The sequence below is a fragment of the Tsukamurella sp. USMM236 genome, from assembly GCF_037148755.1.
Classification (GTDB): domain Bacteria; phylum Actinomycetota; class Actinomycetes; order Mycobacteriales; family Mycobacteriaceae; genus Tsukamurella.
The window spans coordinates 182578-200329 of record NZ_JBBCSS010000003.1 but is presented as its reverse complement, the minus strand read 5'-3'; the positions used below and the strand labels follow the sequence as shown (position 1 = coordinate 200329).

General features: G+C 67.7%; 17 protein-coding genes. 6 read left to right on the top strand and 11 right to left on the bottom strand.

Going from position 1 to position 17752, the window contains the following annotated elements:
- Positions 1 to 27: 27 nt before the first annotated feature.
- Positions 28 to 288, bottom strand: coding sequence for a metal-sensitive transcriptional regulator (locus WFK95_RS12035; RefSeq protein ID WP_068564978.1), 261 nt, complete (start codon positions 286 to 288; stop codon positions 28 to 30).
- A 218-nt stretch (positions 289 to 506) separates the two neighbouring features.
- On the opposite strand from WFK95_RS12035, the gene WFK95_RS12030 reads away from it, so the two are divergent.
- From WFK95_RS12030 to WFK95_RS12015, 4 genes are all read left to right on the top strand, one after another.
- Complete coding sequence (locus WFK95_RS12030; protein WP_082756334.1) at positions 507 to 2672, top strand: MMPL family transporter; 2166 nt, start codon at positions 507 to 509, stop codon at positions 2670 to 2672.
- 348 nt (positions 2673 to 3020) lie between these two features.
- Entirely contained in the window at positions 3021 to 3230 is a 210-nt protein-coding gene (locus tag WFK95_RS12025) for a YgaP family membrane protein (protein ID WP_082756333.1), read from the top strand.
- Between the two features lie 73 nt (positions 3231 to 3303).
- Entirely contained in the window at positions 3304 to 3909 is a 606-nt protein-coding gene (locus tag WFK95_RS12020) for a DsbA family protein (RefSeq protein WP_139184130.1), read from the top strand.
- Positions 3910 to 3929: 20 nt separating this feature from the next.
- A complete protein-coding gene (locus WFK95_RS12015) occupies positions 3930 to 5090 on the top strand; it encodes an NAD(P)/FAD-dependent oxidoreductase (RefSeq protein ID WP_068564972.1) in 1161 nt (386 codons plus the stop codon).
- A gap of 70 nt (positions 5091 to 5160) precedes the next feature.
- On the opposite strand, the gene WFK95_RS12010 is transcribed toward WFK95_RS12015, so the two are convergent.
- The 3 genes from WFK95_RS12010 to WFK95_RS12000 form a co-directional block, all read right to left on the bottom strand.
- The gene (locus tag WFK95_RS12010) at positions 5161 to 5520 is read right to left on the bottom strand and encodes a hypothetical protein (RefSeq protein ID WP_068564970.1); all 360 of its coding nucleotides are present in this window, start codon (positions 5518 to 5520) and stop codon (positions 5161 to 5163) included.
- A gap of 63 nt (positions 5521 to 5583) precedes the next feature.
- The gene (locus WFK95_RS12005) at positions 5584 to 6723 is read right to left on the bottom strand and encodes a helix-turn-helix domain-containing protein (protein WP_082756331.1); all 1140 of its coding nucleotides are present in this window, start codon (positions 6721 to 6723) and stop codon (positions 5584 to 5586) included.
- Between the two features lie 136 nt (positions 6724 to 6859).
- On the bottom strand, positions 6860 to 7621 hold the full coding sequence (locus WFK95_RS12000; RefSeq protein WP_139184129.1) for a hypothetical protein: 762 nt from the start codon (positions 7619 to 7621) through the stop codon (positions 6860 to 6862).
- Between the two features lie 52 nt (positions 7622 to 7673).
- Here WFK95_RS12000 and WFK95_RS11995 point away from each other — a divergent pair, with 52 nt between their 5' ends.
- Positions 7674 to 8066 carry a hypothetical protein gene (locus WFK95_RS11995; RefSeq protein WP_139184128.1) on the top strand — a complete coding sequence of 131 codons (393 nt, stop codon included), beginning with the start codon at positions 7674 to 7676 and terminating at the stop codon, positions 8064 to 8066.
- A 23-nt stretch (positions 8067 to 8089) separates the two neighbouring features.
- Here the strand turns inward: WFK95_RS11995 and WFK95_RS11990 are convergent, their stop codons facing one another.
- Together WFK95_RS11990 and ssd are read right to left on the bottom strand one after the other, a co-directional pair.
- Positions 8090 to 9148, bottom strand: a complete 1059-nt coding sequence (locus WFK95_RS11990; protein ID WP_336670855.1) for a TadA family conjugal transfer-associated ATPase — start codon at positions 9146 to 9148, stop codon at positions 8090 to 8092.
- Positions 9145 to 10248: a septum site-determining protein Ssd gene (ssd, locus tag WFK95_RS11985; protein ID WP_336670854.1), complete on the bottom strand. Its 1104-nt coding sequence runs from the start codon at positions 10246 to 10248 to the stop codon at positions 9145 to 9147. The genes WFK95_RS11990 and ssd overlap by 4 nt, the downstream gene beginning before the upstream one ends.
- A gap of 139 nt (positions 10249 to 10387) precedes the next feature.
- Between ssd and WFK95_RS11980 the strand changes: the two genes are divergently transcribed.
- On the top strand, positions 10388 to 11218 hold the full coding sequence (locus WFK95_RS11980; protein WP_374201360.1) for an HAD family hydrolase: 831 nt from the start codon (positions 10388 to 10390) through the stop codon (positions 11216 to 11218).
- A 459-nt stretch (positions 11219 to 11677) separates the two neighbouring features.
- Here the strand turns inward: WFK95_RS11980 and WFK95_RS11975 are convergent, their stop codons facing one another.
- The 5 genes from WFK95_RS11975 to WFK95_RS11955 are packed head-to-tail and all read right to left on the bottom strand — an operon-like array spanning position 11678 to position 17732.
- On the bottom strand, positions 11678 to 12415 hold the full coding sequence (locus WFK95_RS11975; RefSeq protein WP_224650681.1) for an oxidoreductase: 738 nt from the start codon (positions 12413 to 12415) through the stop codon (positions 11678 to 11680).
- Positions 12416 to 12454: 39 nt separating this feature from the next.
- Positions 12455 to 14233 carry an ABC transporter ATP-binding protein gene (locus WFK95_RS11970; RefSeq protein ID WP_336670853.1) on the bottom strand — a complete coding sequence of 593 codons (1779 nt, stop codon included), beginning with the start codon at positions 14231 to 14233 and terminating at the stop codon, positions 12455 to 12457.
- Positions 14233 to 15183 carry an ABC transporter permease gene (locus WFK95_RS11965; RefSeq protein WP_336670852.1) on the bottom strand — a complete coding sequence of 317 codons (951 nt, stop codon included), beginning with the start codon at positions 15181 to 15183 and terminating at the stop codon, positions 14233 to 14235. The genes WFK95_RS11970 and WFK95_RS11965 overlap by 1 nt, the downstream gene beginning before the upstream one ends.
- Positions 15176 to 16102 carry an ABC transporter permease gene (locus tag WFK95_RS11960; RefSeq protein ID WP_224650675.1) on the bottom strand — a complete coding sequence of 309 codons (927 nt, stop codon included), beginning with the start codon at positions 16100 to 16102 and terminating at the stop codon, positions 15176 to 15178. Before WFK95_RS11960 ends, WFK95_RS11965 begins: the two co-directional genes overlap by 8 nt.
- Positions 16103 to 16106: 4 nt before the next feature.
- On the bottom strand, positions 16107 to 17732 hold the full coding sequence (locus tag WFK95_RS11955) for a peptide ABC transporter substrate-binding protein (protein WP_374201359.1): 1626 nt from the start codon (positions 17730 to 17732) through the stop codon (positions 16107 to 16109).
- Between the last annotated feature and the right edge of the window lie 20 nt (positions 17733 to 17752).

The window sequence follows — 17752 nt, the reverse complement described above, 5'->3', positions numbered from 1 at the left end:
CGCGGTCTGACGTCAGTGGCGGTCGACTTAGGCGAGCGCCAGGAAGAGCCTTTCGAGTTTCTGTTGGTCGACGTTCTCGGGGCCTTCGGTGCTCATGCAGTGTTGGAGGCCGGTGGCTACGAGGGCGTATCCGCTGCGTCCGAGGGCCTTGTTGACGGCGGCGAGTTGAGTGAGGACGTCTTCGCAGTCTTGGCCGTCTTCGAGCATCCGGATGACGGTGGCGAGGTGCCCGTGTGCGCGCTTGAGCCTGGTGAGGATGGGCTTGGCGGCTTGCTCTGGAACCTTCACCGAGCGCCGCCGTCGATGCGCGCCAAGCCTTCTCGCACATCTAACGCGGCCTGCGCATACGGCACACATAGCGCTCGTCGAGTGATCGTGAATTCGTTCATGGGCTCATCTTCCTTGAATACCTAAAGGCCACCGCATCCAGTATTGCATAACCCCCTAGGGGGATGTTAACTTCGGGACAACACATCCCCCTCGGGGGTTATTTGAGGAGTGATGGAATGCCCGAGACAGTCACAGATACGGCAGAATCGGCTCCTGGCACGCCCAGGTCATCGTTGACCGGCGCGTTGGGGCGTCTTGGCGTCTGGGTGACCGGGCACGGCCGGGTTGTCACAGCAGTGTGGGTGCTGCTGGTTGTGGGACTCGGGATCTTCGCGCCGTTCGTGGAGAAGAACCTCTCCGGTGCGGGCTGGCAGGCCGATGGTTCGCAGTCGGTGCAGGTGCGCGAGCTGGCGCAGAAACACTTCGGTGGCAACGCCAGCCACGCGATCCAGGTGGTCGTGCACAGCGACACCGCGGCGTTGACCGAAGGTCAAGGGCCTCAGATCCTGGAGCGGGTGACCTCCGAGCTGAGAGCGGATCCGCGGATCGCCCAGGTCGTCGCGCCACAGCCGGGCGCCACACTGAGCGGGGACGGCAAGACGGCGATCGTCCTCGCCGGCGCAGGGGCCGATACGAATGAAATGGTCCGGGCTGCGACCGATCTCAAAGGGCCGCTCAGTGCACTATCGACGGAGACGGTGTCGGTGAATCCGACCGGCTCGTCGGTGCTGTGGTCGGATTTCAACGCCGCGAACCTCGAGGCGATGCTCACCTCGGAGATGCTTTCCTGGCCCGTCACTTTGGCGATCCTGGTGATCGCGTTCGGTACGTTGGTCGCCGCCGGTCTGCCGTTGCTGTTGACGTTGGCCGGGTTGGTGGCCTCGGCCGGTGCGTTGGTGCTGATCAACGAGATCGTGCCGGTGTCGATCTGGGCGATGAACTTCGCGATGATGTTCTCCCTCGCGCTGGGCATCGACTATGCCCTGTTCCTGGTGGTGCGGTACCGGGCGGCCCGGTTCGGGCAGGGGGCTTCGCCGCGCGAGGCGATCACGCAGACGATGAATACCGCCGGCAAGGCGGTGCTGCTGTCCGGGGTCACCGTGCTGATCTCCCTGTCCGCGGTGATGCTGGTGCCTTCACCGTCGTTCCGGTCGATGGCTGGTGGGATCATGCTCTCGGTCGTGTTCGTCCTCGCTGCGACGCTGACCCTGCTGCCGCTGGTGTTGGTCAAGCTCGATGCGCGGATCAACGCGCTCGCGTTGCCGTGGGCCCGCGTCGGTGAGCACCACTCACCCGTGTTCGAGCGATGGGGACAGCGGCTGTGGAAGCGTCCGTTCGCCTGGGGCGCTGCCGCACTAGCAATCCTGATCGCATTGTCGATCCCGTTGGCGGGACTGAAGACCGCGATGCCATCGATCGCGGTGCTACCGTCCGATGCCAACGCGCGAGTCGGCTACGACCAGGTCAAGCAAGCCTTCGGCCCCGGCGCTCCTGGAACACTGCAAATCATCACCCCGTCCTCGACCGCAGCACAGGCGCACCAGGTGCTGGCCGGTGATGCGGGAATCGCCGGCGCGATGCCGCCCGTCGCCGCAACAGATGACAGCGGCCTGTCGCTGATCTCCGCGGTGCCGAAGGTCGATCCCTCCGACCCGAGCCTGACCGCGACAGTCGACCGGCTCCGCTCCGACCTTCCCGAGGGCACCTTGGTCGGTGGCGCGGCAGTGGAGAACCTCGACCTGAAGGCCCAACTCGACACCTCCACCCCGATAGTGATCGCGGTCATCCTCCTGCTGGGCTTCGCTCTGCTGCTGGTCGCGCTACGGGCGCCGCTGATCGCTCTGATCGGCACCGGGGTAAGCCTGCTGTCCACCGCAGCGGCATTCGGCGTGGCCCGCCTGGTGTTCCAGGACGGCATCGGCGCAAGCCTGCTCGGCTTCGAATCGCAGGGCTTCCTCGACGCCTGGGCACCGGTCTTCTTCTTCGCGATGATCTTCGCGATCGCCATGGACTACACAGTGTTCCTGCTTTCGTCCGCCAAGGAGCACTGGGAACGCTCCGGTGACCCGAAAGAGGCGATGATCGGAGCTGTCTCGCACTCCGGTCGCGTGATCTTCGCCGCTGGGGGCGTCATGGTCGCCGTGTTCTTCACCTTCGCCCTGTCCGGGCCGCTGCCCCCGAAGGAGATGGGCGTCATCCTCGGCGTCGCGGTTCTCCTCGACACCTTCCTCATCCGCCTCGTTTTGCTCCCCGTCGCACTGCGTCTGGCCGGCCGCGCCGCATGGGCCTGCCCGGCCTGGCTCGCCAAAGTCCTGCCGAACATCAGCTTCGCCCATGACTAGTACCCGACTGACCGACACCCGAGGGAACCCGCGTGAGCGATATCCCCAACACCCCCCTTGGCGACCTCGCGGTCGCATCCGGCGCGAACGCTTCCGCGAGGTCACCAACACCGCCCAACAGTCTGTCAAGGAGCGAAACCAGCAATGTGTCACGCCACTCGATGCCGCACCTGCGACAAGATCACCTGGGCCGGATGCGGAAGCCACATCGATGCAGTCCGCCGCACCGTTCCACCCGAAAGCTGGTGCCCAGGACACCCCGACGCCTCCGGTGCGCGTCCCAAACGGCGCTGGTTCTAACCACCTGAAATCTCTACCACTCCGACCGACAGGGAACGGCCACCCACCATGCGCAAGCTCGCCATCGACCGAGCAGTTCTGCTCCTCGCCGGAACACTGAACCTGACCGGCGTCGCCCTCAGCGTCACCGCGTCATCCTGGTGGATCCTCCTGGCGCTGTTTGTCTCGGTGAACCTCATTCAATCAAGTCTCACCGGGTTCTGCCCAGCAGCGAGGCTTCTCACGAAGACAGGGATGCGATCCGGAAAGGCGTTCTAGGTAGGCCGCCGCTCAGAGTGGACTTGCTACGACCAGCGATCAATCCAGTGGAGAACAACTGAAGGAGAGAACAGTGAACCGACCGCTTGCCCTCACAATCTGGCTGGACCCGGTGTGCCCGTACTCGTGGACCACCGCACAGTGGCTGCTGGCCGCTGTCGACAATCCCAACGAACTACAGTGGAAACAGATGAGTCTCGCCCTCCTCAACGAGGGACGCGAACTACCCGAACCTGCCCGCAAGCGGATGCAGGATTCCCGGGCGGCGGGCAGACTGTTCGCCTCGCTGGCGCGCGAACTAGACAGCGAGCGGATGTGGCAGGCCCTGCGAACGTTCAGCGACCAGTACCACCGAGACGGCGGCACGATCGACGATCAGTCAGTGCGAGAAATGCTACTGGAGCTCGACCTGCCCGCACACCACATCTCGAGCATCGACGACCCGACCTTCGACGCCGCGGTGCGCGATGCACATACGCTCAGTCAAGAAGCCGCGGGCGAAAGCGCAGGAAGCCCCCTGATCGGGATCGGCGAGACCGTCTTCCACGGTCCCGTGCTCACCGCGATACCGGCCCCCACCGCCGCACGCGACTTGCTCACCGCTCTCGAAACACTCGCCACCGTCGAGACCTTCGCATCCGTACAACGGTTTGCACACCCTAGTAACAGCCACCTCTGAGAACGGAGCAAATCGAGATCATGAATAGCAAACGAATCGTCATCGCCGGCGCCGGGATTGGCGGGCTCAGCGTGATCAAGGAGCTGCGCGAATCGGGCGCTCCCCTCGACAACACCGACATCACCTTGGTCGACGAGAACTTCGAGCACTACCTTGGCTTTACCCTGCCGTGGGTGATGCGAGGCTGGCGCACGCCAGCGAGCGTTCCCATCCGACCGTCCGAGAAGAACCTCACCGGAATTCGCACGGTGCGCAGCACTGTCTCCGGTGTCGACGTCGCCGACAGCACCGTCATCCTCGACGACGGTGAGCGCGTGGACTTCGATGCGCTCGTGCTCGCGCTGGGTGCCCGCAATGCGACGCATCGAGTGCCCGGTCTCCAGGAGGCGGCAGACGCAGGCGTCGCCGTGCACTATTACGCCACCGCCGACGCCGCACGTGCCCACCGCGCTCTGACCGCGTTCCCGGGCGGCCGACTGGTCTTCCTCGTCGCATCGATGCCCTTCCGCTGCCCCGTCGCACCTTACGAGGGCGCCTTTCTCGCGGCAGATCTCCTGGCCGAACGCGGCGTGCGGGACAATACAGATATCGCTGTGTACACCCCGGAACCGCAGCCAATGCCGTCCGCCGGACCCGATGTCGGCAGGGAACTGGCCAAGCGCGTCAGAGCCTCAGGAATCGACCTGCACCCACAACACCAGGTCGAACGAGTGGACCATCAAACCAAGACCGTGCACTTCACCAACGGCGAGCACGTCACCTTCGACCTGCTGGTTTTCGTCCCACCGCACGAACCCGCGTTAACACTGGACACACCGGGGTGGATTCCCGTCGACCGAGCTTCCATGCTCACCGACCACCGCGGCGTATGGGCGATCGGCGACCTCTCCGCAGTCACCTCCCCCACGAACAGGCCCCTCCCCAAGGCCGCCATCTTCGCCAAAAACGGCGCCGCCGCGGTGGCCCGAAACGTACTGCACTACCTCGGGCTCGCCGAATCCCCAGCGTCTCTATCAGGGCAGGGATATTGCTACATCGATACCGGCGCTCACCAATCAGCCCGGGGGCAGGGCGATTTCTTCGCCGAACCGCACCCCGACGTGGTGCTCACACCCGCATCTCCACAGCTGCACCAAGAGAAGATCCGCGAAGAACTCGACTGGCGCGCCTACTGGGAATGACCGCGAGATCACACGTGCCTGGCGCCGGCCGTGGACAACTGCGAAGGCGCGGCTCACGGCGCGGACGACTCTAGCGTTCACCGCCGGGGCAGTCGAGCGCTTCCGCGCGCAGCTGTTCACGGATCTGCGGCCAGGCCAGGCGCCCTTCGCGGGTGGTGAGTCTATGTACGTGCACCAGATCCCAGGCGTCACGCAAGTTGGCCGGGAAAGTGCGGGCGACCACCTCGCCGAGCATCAGCTCGCGGCGACGGCCACGCTCGCGCCAGATCAGGAAAGCATAGGTGCGGCGAGCTTTTCGACGCCTGGCGACCTTGATCCTGCCGAGTGCGATCACACCGTCATCGCAGATGATGCGCCGGCGCACCTCGCCGCCGGCGGCGGTGTCCTGCTCGGTTTGGTGCTCACGCAACGTCGCGGCGGCCGAGTGCACTGCATCAGGAGGTAACGGTGCCGGACGCCACTTCCGGCGGACGACCCGCACGAGCTGGATGGGTTAAACGCTGCTCAGCTGCGGTCGCAGCCGCGGGAACGGCCACGAGTCGCCGAACACGTCCTGCAGTTCCCGCGGTCGGGTCGCGGTGATCGCGGCGATGTCGGCGACGGCGTAGCGGCTGCTACGCAACGAGGTCAGGAACTCGGCGGCCGCCTGCGGCCGGACCGGGTACGTCGAGCGTCGCTTGTCCCGCAGCAGATTCCGGGCGTTGAGGGTACGGAACCAGTACCGATACTGCGATTCAGTGATGTCGGCATGCACGTGCGCGCGACGCACCAACGCCGACAAGCTCACACCCCACCGGCGCCGCAGATCATCGAGGGCATCGATCCGCGCCGGCGTGATCCCCCGCAGCTCATCGCGCAACGATCCGTACGGGGCGAGGAACTCCGCGGCGAACCGATCCGCACGGTTCTCGATCTCCTTGAGCCCCAACGACACACCAGACAGTTCATCCATCACCAGGTGCCCCAGCTCGTGCGCGAGGGTATGCCGCTGCCGATCCTCCGGAGTGTCGGGGTTGAGCAGAATCACCGCAGTCACCGGGCCGGTGGTGCGGACACTAATCGCGTCGACCTTGTCCACATCGGAGGGCATCGGCAAGATCATGATCCCGGCACTCTCGAGCAGACCAGCGACATCGGAGACCGGGCCATGCAGCCGCCACGCCTTGCGCACCAGCTGGGCGGCCTCCTCCGGGCCCTCGTCGAGCAGGTCCACATCCAACTGCGGCACCGACCGCGGATGCACCGCGGTCGCGAGCGTGTCCTCATGGAGCCGATTGAGCATCCAGCCCGCGAAGTTCGCGTGCTGAATCAGCCTGTCCTGCAACCGTTTGGTGACGGCTTGACTGCGGAAGTGCACCCCCTCAGGCGGTTCCTGCGGCAACACCGTGCACAGCAGTTCCTCGGTCACATCGAGCACCTGCGCCCACAACGTCAGGTCCGCTCCGCTGATTGATCCGTCGCCGCTCTCAGCGCGCGAGACGTAACTCGGCGATCGCCCCAGGGCGTCAGCGACCTGCTTGGCGGTCAGCCCGCGGCGCTCCCGAGTGGCGGTCAGCGTCGCGGCCACCGCGCCGCGGCCGGTCGACAGCGGCGAACGCGATGCCCGCGAATCAAGATCCGTCACCGTTCCCATGACCAGAATCGTAGACCTTCCCACCCACACCGATCACGCTGACGTGCCGAACACCACGCAATGATTCCCCGCACACCGGTAATCTCTGCCGTCACACCAGCCCCACCGGGAATCGGCCGGGAGGTACGCCCAGCTTCTAATCGTCTGCTGCGGTGCCCTCGGCGGCGTTCGGGTTGGTGGGGATCTCGAAACGGCTGCGCTCCGCGACCAGGCCGGCACGTCGAGTCAGGACGGCGATGTCAGCCTCGGCGCGGAAGAGCCGGTCCCGCAGATCCTCATTCTCGGCACGCAGCCGAGCCGCCTCCTCACGGGCTTCGTCCGTCGCAGCCAGCACCAACGCACGATCGGAGGTCATCAACCACGGCACCCGCCGCCGGCGCCAGGACACCAGCATGCGGCGCGCAGCGTCCATATCCACCTCATGCGGCGCCCACAGATACCGCTCACCGAGGCGGGTGCGGGCCTGAACCCCAGTGATCCGGTTCGCGTCGTTGAGCGTCCCCGATAGGTCGACGTTGGTCACCGCGAACTCGGCAGTACTGACCACGTCGAACGGCAGCGTGTAATCCTGGCACTGCTGCTTACGCAGGCGCTGGCGTTCGCTCTGCGATACCTGCCTCCAGGGGGTGTCCCGCTCCACCTTCACGTGCAGGTTGCCGTGCACGATCAGCTCGGTCCAATTGTGCGGCTCATGCAGCCGCACCTGCGGCGGGTTCACCTCGTTGGTCCACTCGCGCAGCCCCTCCGACCACACCATCGCGGTCAGCAGGCCCCGCGACTTCGAGTCGTACCGACGTCGCGACGCCGGATCCAAGTACAGCGCCTCGCACAGCTGCGTGCACGCCTCATCCGCAGCGAGCGCGATCGCGGCGATCGGCACCATGTGCGGCCGCAGCATCCGCAGCGCCTGCGTTCGCGGCGCCCTCGGACGCAGTCCCTCGATTCGCACCATGACGCCCCCAGAAGTCGTTACCAAACTTGCTGTCCATCTTGCAGAGGGGGTAACGATCCTGCCGTTCGGACACGCCGCAACGCGACCACTCGAAACTCGACGGCCCGACCGGGCCGAGGAGAAGGCAGGGGAACCGATCACCAAGCCGATGCGTCCAATAAGAGTGAGCACCAATCGCGACTTACCCAACGACACCGAGCACAACATCCGGGACGACTTCTACGACGGAGTCACAGTGCTGCCGCCCTGGGCCGAAGCCTGGTTCGCTCAGGAACGCGCACGCCACCGCACCGCCCTCGGCGAGACCCACCCCGACGGAGACGACTGGAACCACTGGGAAGAACAGCTCAGCAACGACAGCCCCCACCACCGTCCACTACAGCTCAGATAACACCGACGCAGACGTACACTGCTTCACCTCAGAACACCGTCCGCTACAGAGCGAGACGGCCAGCAAGTAGCTACAGATAAGAAGGCCGCGGCCAGCTGGGCGTGGAGCGCTGCCCGGCCGAGGCCGCCGAGCGCCGCCAGGGCCTCCAACCGTGCCGGGACCTCCCGCGGGGAGTTGGCGTGGACCGTGCCGGCACCACCGTCATGGCCGGTGTTCAGGGCGGTGAGCAGATCGACGACCTCGGCCCCGCGCACCTCGCCGACGACGATGCGGTCGGGCCGCATCCGCAGCGCCTGGCGCACCAGGTCCCGCACCGTCACCTCACCGACGCCCTCGACGTTCGCGCCCCGCGCTAGCAGCGAGACCACGTGCGGGTGAACGGGATCGAGCTCGTGCGCGTCCTCCACGCACAGCACCCGCTCCGCCGGATCCACCGCGCCGAGCAGGCCGTTGAGCAGCGTCGTCTTGCCGCTGCCCGTGCCGCCGACCACGAGGAAGGCGAGCCGGGCCGCCACCACCCGCCGCACGAGGCCGGCCACCTCGCCCGGTACCGCCCCGCCGCCGATGAGCGTGTCGAGCGTCTGGGTGGCCGGTCGTAGCACGCGCAGCGAGATGCAGGTGCCGCCGTGCGCGAGGGGCGGCAGCACGGCGTGCAGCCGAATCCCGCTGCCAGCGCGGCCGCCCGGCCCGGCGGGCAGATGCCCGTCCACCCAGGGCTTCGCGTCGTCCAGCCGCCGCCCCGCCGCCAGCGCGAGCCGCGCGGCGAGGCGCCGCACGGCGTCGTCGTCCTCGAAGACGACGCCCGCGGCCTCGAGCCCCCGGCCCCGGTCCACCCACACCTTTCGCGGGCCACAGACCAGCACGTCCGCGACGTCCGGATCGGCGAGGAGGGGCTCGAGTCGGCCGGCGCCGACGAGCTCCGTCTCGAGGTACGCGAGGCCGTCGAGCAGGTCCGTATCGCCCAACACGCCCCCGCATTCGGCGCGGAGCGCGGCCGCCATCACGTCGGGCGTGAGCACCGCTGCCGTGTGCGCGAGCCGCTCCCGCACCCGGGCCAGGAGGTCGCCGTCGGGGGACGTCACGCCGCACCCCGTCGCAGGCCGTCGAGCACGCGGCCCGCCGCCACGGCCAGCGGTGTACCCCGGCGCAGTCGCAGCCCGCCGTCGTCGAGCTGGGCGGCCAGGCCGGGCTGCGGGCGCATCGACGCCAGCAGCGGTACCCCGACGGCCCGCTCGACGTCGCGCGCCGAGAGCCCGCCCGGCGCGGGGCCGCGCACCACCAGCCCGACCTGCCGAGCCCGGCCCGCCACCCCGTCGGCCACCGTGCGCGCGGCGGCGCACCCCCGCACCGTGGCAGCGGAGACGACGACCACCACGTCCGCGACCTCGAGGCACGCGGAGGTCGCGGGGTCGTCCCGCCGGGGCAGGTCGACGACGGTGACGCCCACGCTGCGGCGGCCCGCGTCGATGACCGCGAGCAGGCCCTCGACCGGGATCGCGTTCGACGGTGACCCGCCACCGACGTCCCGTGTCCCCGCGGCGACCGACCCGCCCGCCGACAGCACCGCGACGGCACCGGCACGCCCCGGGAGCGCCGCGACCAGCGCCTCGGACGGCACGTGGCCGCCGCGCAGCGCCAGGTCGCCCCAGCGCAGGCCGGGCATGTCCGCACAGCCGAGCAGCAGGTCGAGGCCGCCGCCCCAGGGGTCGGCGTCGACGGCCAGGGCGGTGATCCCGCGGCCCGGGGCAGTCACCGCGACGGCGGCCGCCAGGACCGAGGCGCCGGCGCCGCCGTGCCCGCCGACGACGGCGACGACGCGGGAGCGCGCACCGTCGTCCTGCTCCCGGGCGGCGAGGAAGCGTGCCAGGTCACGCACCTGCCCGGGCAGCACGAAGACCTGCGCCGCCCCCACCTCGACGGCCGCCGCCAGTTCCGGCATCCCCGCCTCGACCGCGACCAGGGCGACGCCCTCCCGGCGCGGCAGACCGCCGGCGCGCGCGGCCTCCGCCATCGCCGTCGCGGCCGCGAGGTCCAGCACCAGCCCGGCGGCCGATGCCCAGCACGCGCGGGGCCTGCCCCGGTCGATGTCCGTGACCGACCGCGCAGCCGCCGCCGCGGCCCGCCGCACGTCGTCGGCCAGTGCCCCGTCCGCCACCGCCATCCCGATCTCTATCCCCCGCATGGGCACAGCGTCACCCCGGAGCCTGTCCTGTTCGCCCGATCCCGCCTCCTCCTGTGGATGAACCTGTCCGATTCGAGAAAGTTGTGGAGGAATCCGGTCTCCGCTCTTGCGGGGTGCGCAGCGCCACCGCACCGGTAGGCTGATTCCCGTGAGCCCTACCGCGCCCGACGAGGCCCCGGTGCGCCGGGTCGCCGCCTTCTTCGACCTGGACAAGACGATCATCGCGAAATCGTCCGCGCTGGCCTTCTCGCGTCCCTTCTTCGACGAGGGGCTGCTCAACCGTCGTGCCGTGCTCAAGTCGAGCTACGCGCAGTTCCTGATGATGCTGACAGCCGCCGATCACGACCAGATGGAGCGCATGCGCGACCACCTCACGCAGATGTGCGAGGGCTGGAACGTGGAGCAGGTCACGTCCATCGTGCGCGAGGCCCTGCACGACGTCGTGAACCCGCTCGTCTTCGCCGAGGCCTCCGAGCTGATCGCCGGCCACCACGCCCGCGGGCACGACGTGGTCATCGTCTCGGCCTCCGGCGAGGAGATGGTGAGCCCCATCGCCGAGATGCTGGGCGCCGACTACTCCGTCGCGTCGAAGATGAAGGTCGAGGACGGCAAGTACGCGGGCGAGGTCGAGTTCTACTGCTACGGCGAGAACAAGGTCGTCGCGATGGAGGCGCTCGCGGCCGAGCACGGCTACGACCTCGAGCAGTGCTTCGCCTACTCCGACTCGATCACCGACGTGCCGATGCTCGCCGCCGTCGGCCACCCCACCGCGGTCAACCCCGATCGCGGCCTGCGCAAGGAGGCGGCGGAGCGCGGCTGGCCCGTGGTCTCCTTCTCGAACCCCACACCGTTGCGCGACCGGATACCCACACCGTCGCGGAATTCGGTCCTCGCGAGCGCCGGCCTCGGCGTGGTGGCCGCGGGAGCCGGTGTCGCGACTTACCTTGTGCTGCACCGCAAGAAGCACTGATACCGATCAGTAGCAACTGATTCGAGATTTTTCCGCCCTACCCCTTGATGTGATGGCGCTCACAGGGTAGAAAGGAGTCACGGAGCGGCGCAAAGCCAAATCCTCACCGGAAGAGAAGGTCGGGGATTCCTGAGCGTCAAGGCTCCCAGCACGGACACCAGGCACCCACGCGGAGCTCGCCACCTATGGCGGAAAGCGCTGTGAGCCTGCGTCGCCGGGGAATCAGTGGTCAGCACAGGATCCGCGGATAGTGGATCTCTCCACCGGTAGACGCCGAGGCCGTAATACAGCCCACCCTCACGCACGCTTGGTAACCGGGATCCGTGCTAGCGAACGGCGATTCGGACCCGTTCTGAGGAAAGCACCTTGAGTGCCCCTTCCTCAGCTCAGGCCGGGTCGCCGTTGCGCATGTCCGGGTCCGTTCGACCGAATACCGGACCGCCGCAGCGGATTTCCCTGTCAGCGCTCCGCGAGCGCCAACGCCTCCCTACCGCCGGCCTCCAGTGCCTGACAGCACAGCACCACCCAGGCCACCACGCCGTCGGGGTCGCCCATCCCGAACGCGTCCGCGGCGTCGGCGTAGCTGGGCGCGAACTTCAACCACGTGGTCTCGGGAATGCCGAGCGCGTGCGGGTCGAGACCCGACGCCACCGTCACCAGCCGCGACGCGGCGCGGGCGACAGTCCCGTCGGCCACCTCGAAGGGCCGGAGCGAGAGCAGTTCCCCGTGCACGATCGCGGCCACCACCGGCGCGGGCGCCTCCGTGCCGCCGGTCACGAGCTGCGCCAGCAGTCCGAGTCGCTCCCCCGCGCCGGCGCGCGGCCGGCCGAGCCGGGAGTCGTCGCCGTCGACGAGGTCCGCCGCCGCGAGCGTGTGCAGCCTCGCGAGCACCTGCAGCGGCGCGCGCCGCCACACCCCGACCGAGGCGTCGAGCAGGTCGCCGTCGATCGCCTGATAGGCGCGCATCGCCCCGGCGAGCACCGGATCATTGATCAGCTCGTCTCGGCTCAGCGCGACGGCCGCACCGTCGAGGGCGGCCGAGGCGCGGGCGCCTCGGAGCGACGACTCCGTCGCGGTGGCCCGCCACTCCCGGCGGTTCGCGGGATGACGGTGCACCGTGGCGAGCGCCTCCCGGGCGGCGGCTGCCGCCTCCGCGACGGCGGGGACGGCGACGAGCGGGCTCAGCGGGTCGTTCACACGACCCACCCTAGCCCGCTCGTCGCCGGTCCCTGCGGGTCAGCCCGCCAGCTCGATCGAACCGCCGGGGATGGCGTCGATCAGCTTGCGGGTGTAGTCCGACGACGGGTTGTCGTAGACCTGATCGGTCGGCCCCGCCTCCATCACCTTGCCGCCCGCCATCACCAGCGTCTGGTGCGCGATCTGCTTGACCACAGCCAGGTCGTGCGTGATGAACAGGTAGGTCAGCCCCAGTTCCTGCTGCAGCCCCTCGAGCAGGGTCAGGATCTGCGCCTGCACCAGCACGTCGAGCGCGGAGACCGCCTCGTCGAGCACGATCACCTCGGGGTTCAGTGCCAGCGCCCGCGCGATGGCCACGCGCTGCCGCTGCCCGCCCGACAGCTCGTTCGGGTAGCGGTGCATGGTGTCCGCAGGCAGCGCCACCATCTCGAGCAGTTCCTTCGCCCGCTCCAGCCGGGACGCCTTGTCGCCGATGCCGTGCACCACCAGCGGCTCCGTGATCGCCCGGTAGATCGAGTACATCGGATCCAGGGAGCCGTAGGGATTCTGGAATACGGGCTGCACCCGCCGCCGGAACGCCTTCGCCTCCGCGCCGCGGAGGGTGGTGACGTCCTTGCCGTCGAATTCGACGGTGCCGCTGGTCGGTTCGAGGAGGCCGAGCACCATGCGGGCCACCGTCGACTTGCCCGATCCGGACTCGCCCACCACAGCGGTGGTCGTGCCCCGGAGCATAGTGAAGCTGACGTCGTCGACCGCGCGGAACTCGCTGCTCTGGAACGGCAGCGAGCCGCGGATCGGGAAGTCCTTCACCAGGTTCGCGGCGACCACGACCTCCGCCGGACCAGTCGCGGCCGAGTCCTTCAACTCGCCCTTGACCGTCTCCAGCTCGACGCCCGACCCGCCCGCACCCGACTCCATGACGTCCGTCACCGCGGCGGCGACGGGCGGGCTCTCGGCCCGGCGGGCCGAGAGCGACGGCGCCGCCGACACGAGCCGCTTGGTGTACTCGTGCTGCGGGTCCTGCAGGATCTCCAGCGCGGGACCGGATTCCACGACGCGCCCCTTGTACATCACGACGAGGTGGCTGGCGCGCTCGGCGGCCAGGCCCAGGTCGTGCGTGATCAGCAGCACCGCGGTGCCAAGATCGGAGGTGAGCGTGTCCAAGTGGTCCAGGATCTGGCGCTGCACCGTGACGTCGAGCGCGGACGTCGGCTCGTCGGCGATGAGCAGCTTCGGCCGGCAGGCCAGGCCGATCGCGATGAGCGCGCGCTGCTTCATGCCGCCCGAGAACTCGTGCGGGTACTGGTTCACCCGCTTGTCCGGATCCTTCATGCCGGCCTCGGCCAGCAGCGCGATCGCCCGCTTCTTGGCGTCGCCCTCCTCGGCGTTGTTGGCCTTGAGGGTCTCGCGGACCTGGAAGCCCACGCGCCACAGCGGATTCAGGTTCGTGTTCGGATCCTGCGGGACCAGGCCGATGCCGTTGCCGCGGATCTTCTGGAAGTCCTTCTCCGAGGCCTTGGACAGGTCCTGGCCGTCGAAGACGATCTGCCCGCTCGCCACCTTGCCGGTGCCCTGGAGCAGGCCCATCACGGCCGCGGCCGTGGTGGACTTGCCCGACCCGGACTCGCCGACGATCGCCACCGTCTGGCCCGGATAGACCGTGAGGTTGGCGCCCCGCACCGCGGGGACCGGCTTGCCCTGGACCTCGAATTCCACGACCAGGTCGCGGATCTCGAGCAGCGGCGACGGCGACTTGCCGAGCGCCGAGGCGACCTTGTCCTTGACCTTGCTCAGGCCGTGCTTGCGTTCGTCGGACATCAGCGCTTCCTCGCCTTCGGATCGAGTGCGTCGCTCAGGACGTCACCGAGCATCATGAACGTGAGCACGGTGATCGCCAGTGCGGTCGCGGGGAAGAACAGGATCGGGGTGCCCTCGCGGAGGAGGGTCTGTCCGTCCGAGATGTCCATGCCCCAGGAGACCTCACTGGCCGGAAGCCCGATCCCCAGGTATGACAGCGTGGCCTCAGTGACGATGTAGATGCCCAGCGCCACGGTGGCGACGACGATGACCGGCCCGAGGCAGTTCGGGATCACGTGGGTGAACAGAGTCCGGACCTTGGACGAGCCCAACGACTTCGAGGCGTCGATGAACTCCTCGTTGCGGATCGAGATCGCCGCCGACCGCGCGATGCGCGCGATCTGCGGCCAGCTGAAGATCGCGAGCACCAGCACCACCGAGTAGACGGTGCGCGAGCTGACCATCTGCATGACCACGACGGCCGCCAGCATGAGCGGGACGCCGAAGAAGATGTCCGAGAGGCGGGCGATCAAGGAGTCCAGCCAACCGCCGTAGAACCCCGCCGTGGCGCCCAGAATGCCGCCGACCACCACCACGGCGAGGGTGGTGAGTACGCCGACGAGCACCGACGCGCGAGCCCCGTAGATGGTCCGCGCGTAGATGTCATAGCCCTGCAGATCCGTCCCGAACCAGTGTTCACCGCTGGGCGGAAGGAGCGATCGGTCGAGCGATGCCTCGTGCGGATCCCTTCCGAAGGCGAACACCGACGGGAACAGCACTACGAGCAGGATCAACGCGAGGAGCGCGACGCAGACCCAGAACAACGGCTTGACCTTCAGCTGCAACCACGCCGTCTTCCAGAAGCCAGCGGGCTCCACATCCTTGGCGACGGCGTCGACCGCGCCGACCACGACGTCGTCGGCCGCGGCGACGAACCGTGCCTGTCCGGGGTAGGTGTGCTTGTCATGCATAGCGGATCCTCGGGTCGAGGGCGGCGTAGAGCAGGTCCACCACCACGTTGCAGATGAGGTAGATGACGATGAGCACCGTCACGAAGGAGACCACCGTGGTGGCCTCACCGCGGATGATCGCCTGATAGATGGTGCCGCCCACGCCGGGGATGTTGAAGATGCCCTCGGTGACGAGCGCACCGCCCATGAGCGCGCCGATGTCGGCGCCCAGGAAGGTGACCACCGGGATCAGCGAGTTCCGGAGCACGTGCACGAGGACGACGCGCGAGCGCGGCAGGCCCTTAGCCGTCGCGGTCCGCACGTAGTCCGCGGTGAGGTTCTGCGAGACCTGCGAGCGGGTGAGCCGCACGACGTACGCGAACGACACCAGACCGAGCACGATGCCCGGCAGCAGCAGATGGTAGAAGTCCAGGTTGCCGCCGACGGTGACCGGGAACCAGCCCAGCTTCACACCGAAGACGAACTGGGCGATGAAGCCCAGCACGAAGATCGGCACCGCAATGATGATCAGCGAGACGAACAGGATCGACGTGTCGAAGAGCTTGCCCTTCTTCAGGCCGGCGATCACACCGAAGAAGATGCCCAGGATCGTCTCGACCGCGAGCGCGATGAGCGCGAGGTTCACCGTGACCGGGAAGGCCCGCTTCATCACGTCCCACACCGGCTGTCCGGAGAAGGAGGTGCCGAAGTCGAGCGAGAAGACGCCCTTGATGTAGTACCAGTACTGCACGAGGAAGGGCTGGTCGAGGTGGTACTGCGCCCGAAGGCCCTCCACCACCTCGGGGGGCAGCGTGCGGTCACCGCCGAGGGCGGCGATCGGATCCGCGGGAACGAGGAAGACGAGCGCGTAGATGAGCAGCGTGGCGCCGAAGAAGACGATCACCAACTGCCCGAGCCTGCTCAGGAGATATCTGGTCATGCCATCACTCCTTCGTGATGTTCGTGAAGTCGAAGCGGCCGTTCCAGGTGAGCTGTCCCTGAACGCCGTCGCCGACGCCGGCCGCGGCGTTGTAGTCCCAGAGCGGGACGACCGGCAGATCTGCCAGAAGGATCGACTGCGCCTCATTGATCAGCCTGGTCGACTGCGCCGGATCCAGGGCCTGCTGGCCCTCTGCGATCTTCCGGTCGAACGCCGGATTGCTGTAGTCGCCGTCGTTCGAGCCACCACCGGTGACGTAGTTCGACTCGAGGAAGTTCAGCTGCGTCGGGTAGTCGCCCTGCCAGCCGTTGCGGCCGGCTGACTTCAGGGTGCGCTTCGTCAATTCGTCGCGGATCTGCTTGAAGGTGGCGTAGGGCTTGCCCTCGGCCTCGATCCCCAGCGTGTTCTTGATCTGGTTCGTCACCGCGTCGATCCACTGCTTGTGGTCACCGTCGGAGTTGTAAGCGATGGTGAACGCACCGGTCCACGGCTTGATCGCGTTCGCCTGCGCCCAACGCTGCTTCGCCAGTTCCGGGTTGTGCTTGACGGTCTCGTTGCCCGGGAGATCACCGCTCCACCCGGGGATCGAGCGAGCGGTGAACTCGAGCGCCGGGTTGCGGAACCCCTGGAAGACCACGTCGATGATCTGCTGGCGGTCGATCGACATCGAGATCGCCTGACGTCGCAAACGCCCCTCTTCGTCCGGACCGAAGTGCTCGAGGAACTCGGGAATCACGAACGACTGGGTCTGCGCGGTCGGCTTGGTGATCGCCTTCTTACCGAGCGTCTTCTTGAACGAGCGCAGCGCACTGTTCGGGATGGTGTCGAGCGCGTCGAGGTTGCCCGACGTCAGATCGGTGTACGCCGGATCGTACGACTCGTACATCACGAACGTGAGCCCGCCGTTCTTCGGCTTCGGCCCCTTGAAGCCCTCGTATCGGACCACGTCGAGCTGCACGTTGTGCCGCCACTGCTTGAGCTTGTACGGTCCGTTGCCCACCGGGTTCTGGCCGAACTTCTCCTTCCCCTCGGTGAAGAAGACGTCGGGCAGCGGCACGAACGGAGTGAAGCCGAGCGCCAGCTTGAAGTCGATGTTCGGAGCCGTGAGATCGATGGTGAAAGTGAAATCGTCGACCACCTTCAGCCCGCTCATCTCGGTCTTGGTGGACCCCTTCGAGGCCACTTCCTCGAAGCCGGCGATCGGGGCGTAGAAGCTCTGCTGCTTCTGCAGGTTGCCGATCGCCGCGCCGAAGTTCCACGCGCGCACATAGTTCTGCGCCTTCACGGGCGTACCGTCGGTGAACGTCCAGTCACGCTTCAGCTTGACCACGAAGTGTTTGTTATCCGTGGTCTCGACCGCTTCCGCGTTCGCCAGCTCGGGCGTCCCGTCCGCTTGGTAGCTGTACAGCCCGGTGAACAGGGAGTCGACGACGCGACCTCCCATGTTCTCGTTGGTGTCCGATGGAACCAGACCGCTCTGGGGCTCGCCGCCGTTCACGCGCACGATCGCATCGGGCCCGACGGTGTTCTGCGACCGCGCGCCGTCCATGCTGCACCCGGACACCGCCAGGCTCGCGGCGACGGCGACGGCGAGGATCGCCCGCGTCGTCGACCACCGCTTACTTCGTATTCTCACAACTACCTCCGCCG

What these genes read in the sequence shown, in the direction of transcription:
- WFK95_RS12030 (WP_082756334.1), top strand. Translation starts at nt 507, where the DNA reads ATGCCCGAGACAGTCACAGATACGGCAGAATCGGCTCCTGGCACGCCC.
- WFK95_RS12025 (WP_082756333.1), top strand. Translation starts at nt 3,021, where the DNA reads ATGCGCAAGCTCGCCATCGACCGAGCAGTTCTGCTCCTCGCCGGAACA.
- WFK95_RS12015 (WP_068564972.1), top strand. Translation starts at nt 3,930, where the DNA reads ATGAATAGCAAACGAATCGTCATCGCCGGCGCCGGGATTGGCGGGCTC.
- WFK95_RS12005 (WP_082756331.1), bottom strand. Translation starts at nt 6,723, where the DNA reads ATGGGAACGGTGACGGATCTTGATTCGCGGGCATCGCGTTCGCCGCTG.
- WFK95_RS12000 (WP_139184129.1), bottom strand. Translation starts at nt 7,621, where the DNA reads ATGCTGCGGCCGCACATGGTGCCGATCGCCGCGATCGCGCTCGCTGCG.
- WFK95_RS11995 (WP_139184128.1), top strand. Translation starts at nt 7,674, where the DNA reads ATGACGCCCCCAGAAGTCGTTACCAAACTTGCTGTCCATCTTGCAGAG.
- ssd (WP_336670854.1), bottom strand. Translation starts at nt 10,248, where the DNA reads ATGCGGGGGATAGAGATCGGGATGGCGGTGGCGGACGGGGCACTGGCC.
- WFK95_RS11970 (WP_336670853.1), bottom strand. Translation starts at nt 14,233, where the DNA reads ATGTCCGACGAACGCAAGCACGGCCTGAGCAAGGTCAAGGACAAGGTC.
- WFK95_RS11965 (WP_336670852.1), bottom strand. Translation starts at nt 15,183, where the DNA reads ATGCATGACAAGCACACCTACCCCGGACAGGCACGGTTCGTCGCCGCG.
- WFK95_RS11960 (WP_224650675.1), bottom strand. Translation starts at nt 16,102, where the DNA reads ATGACCAGATATCTCCTGAGCAGGCTCGGGCAGTTGGTGATCGTCTTC.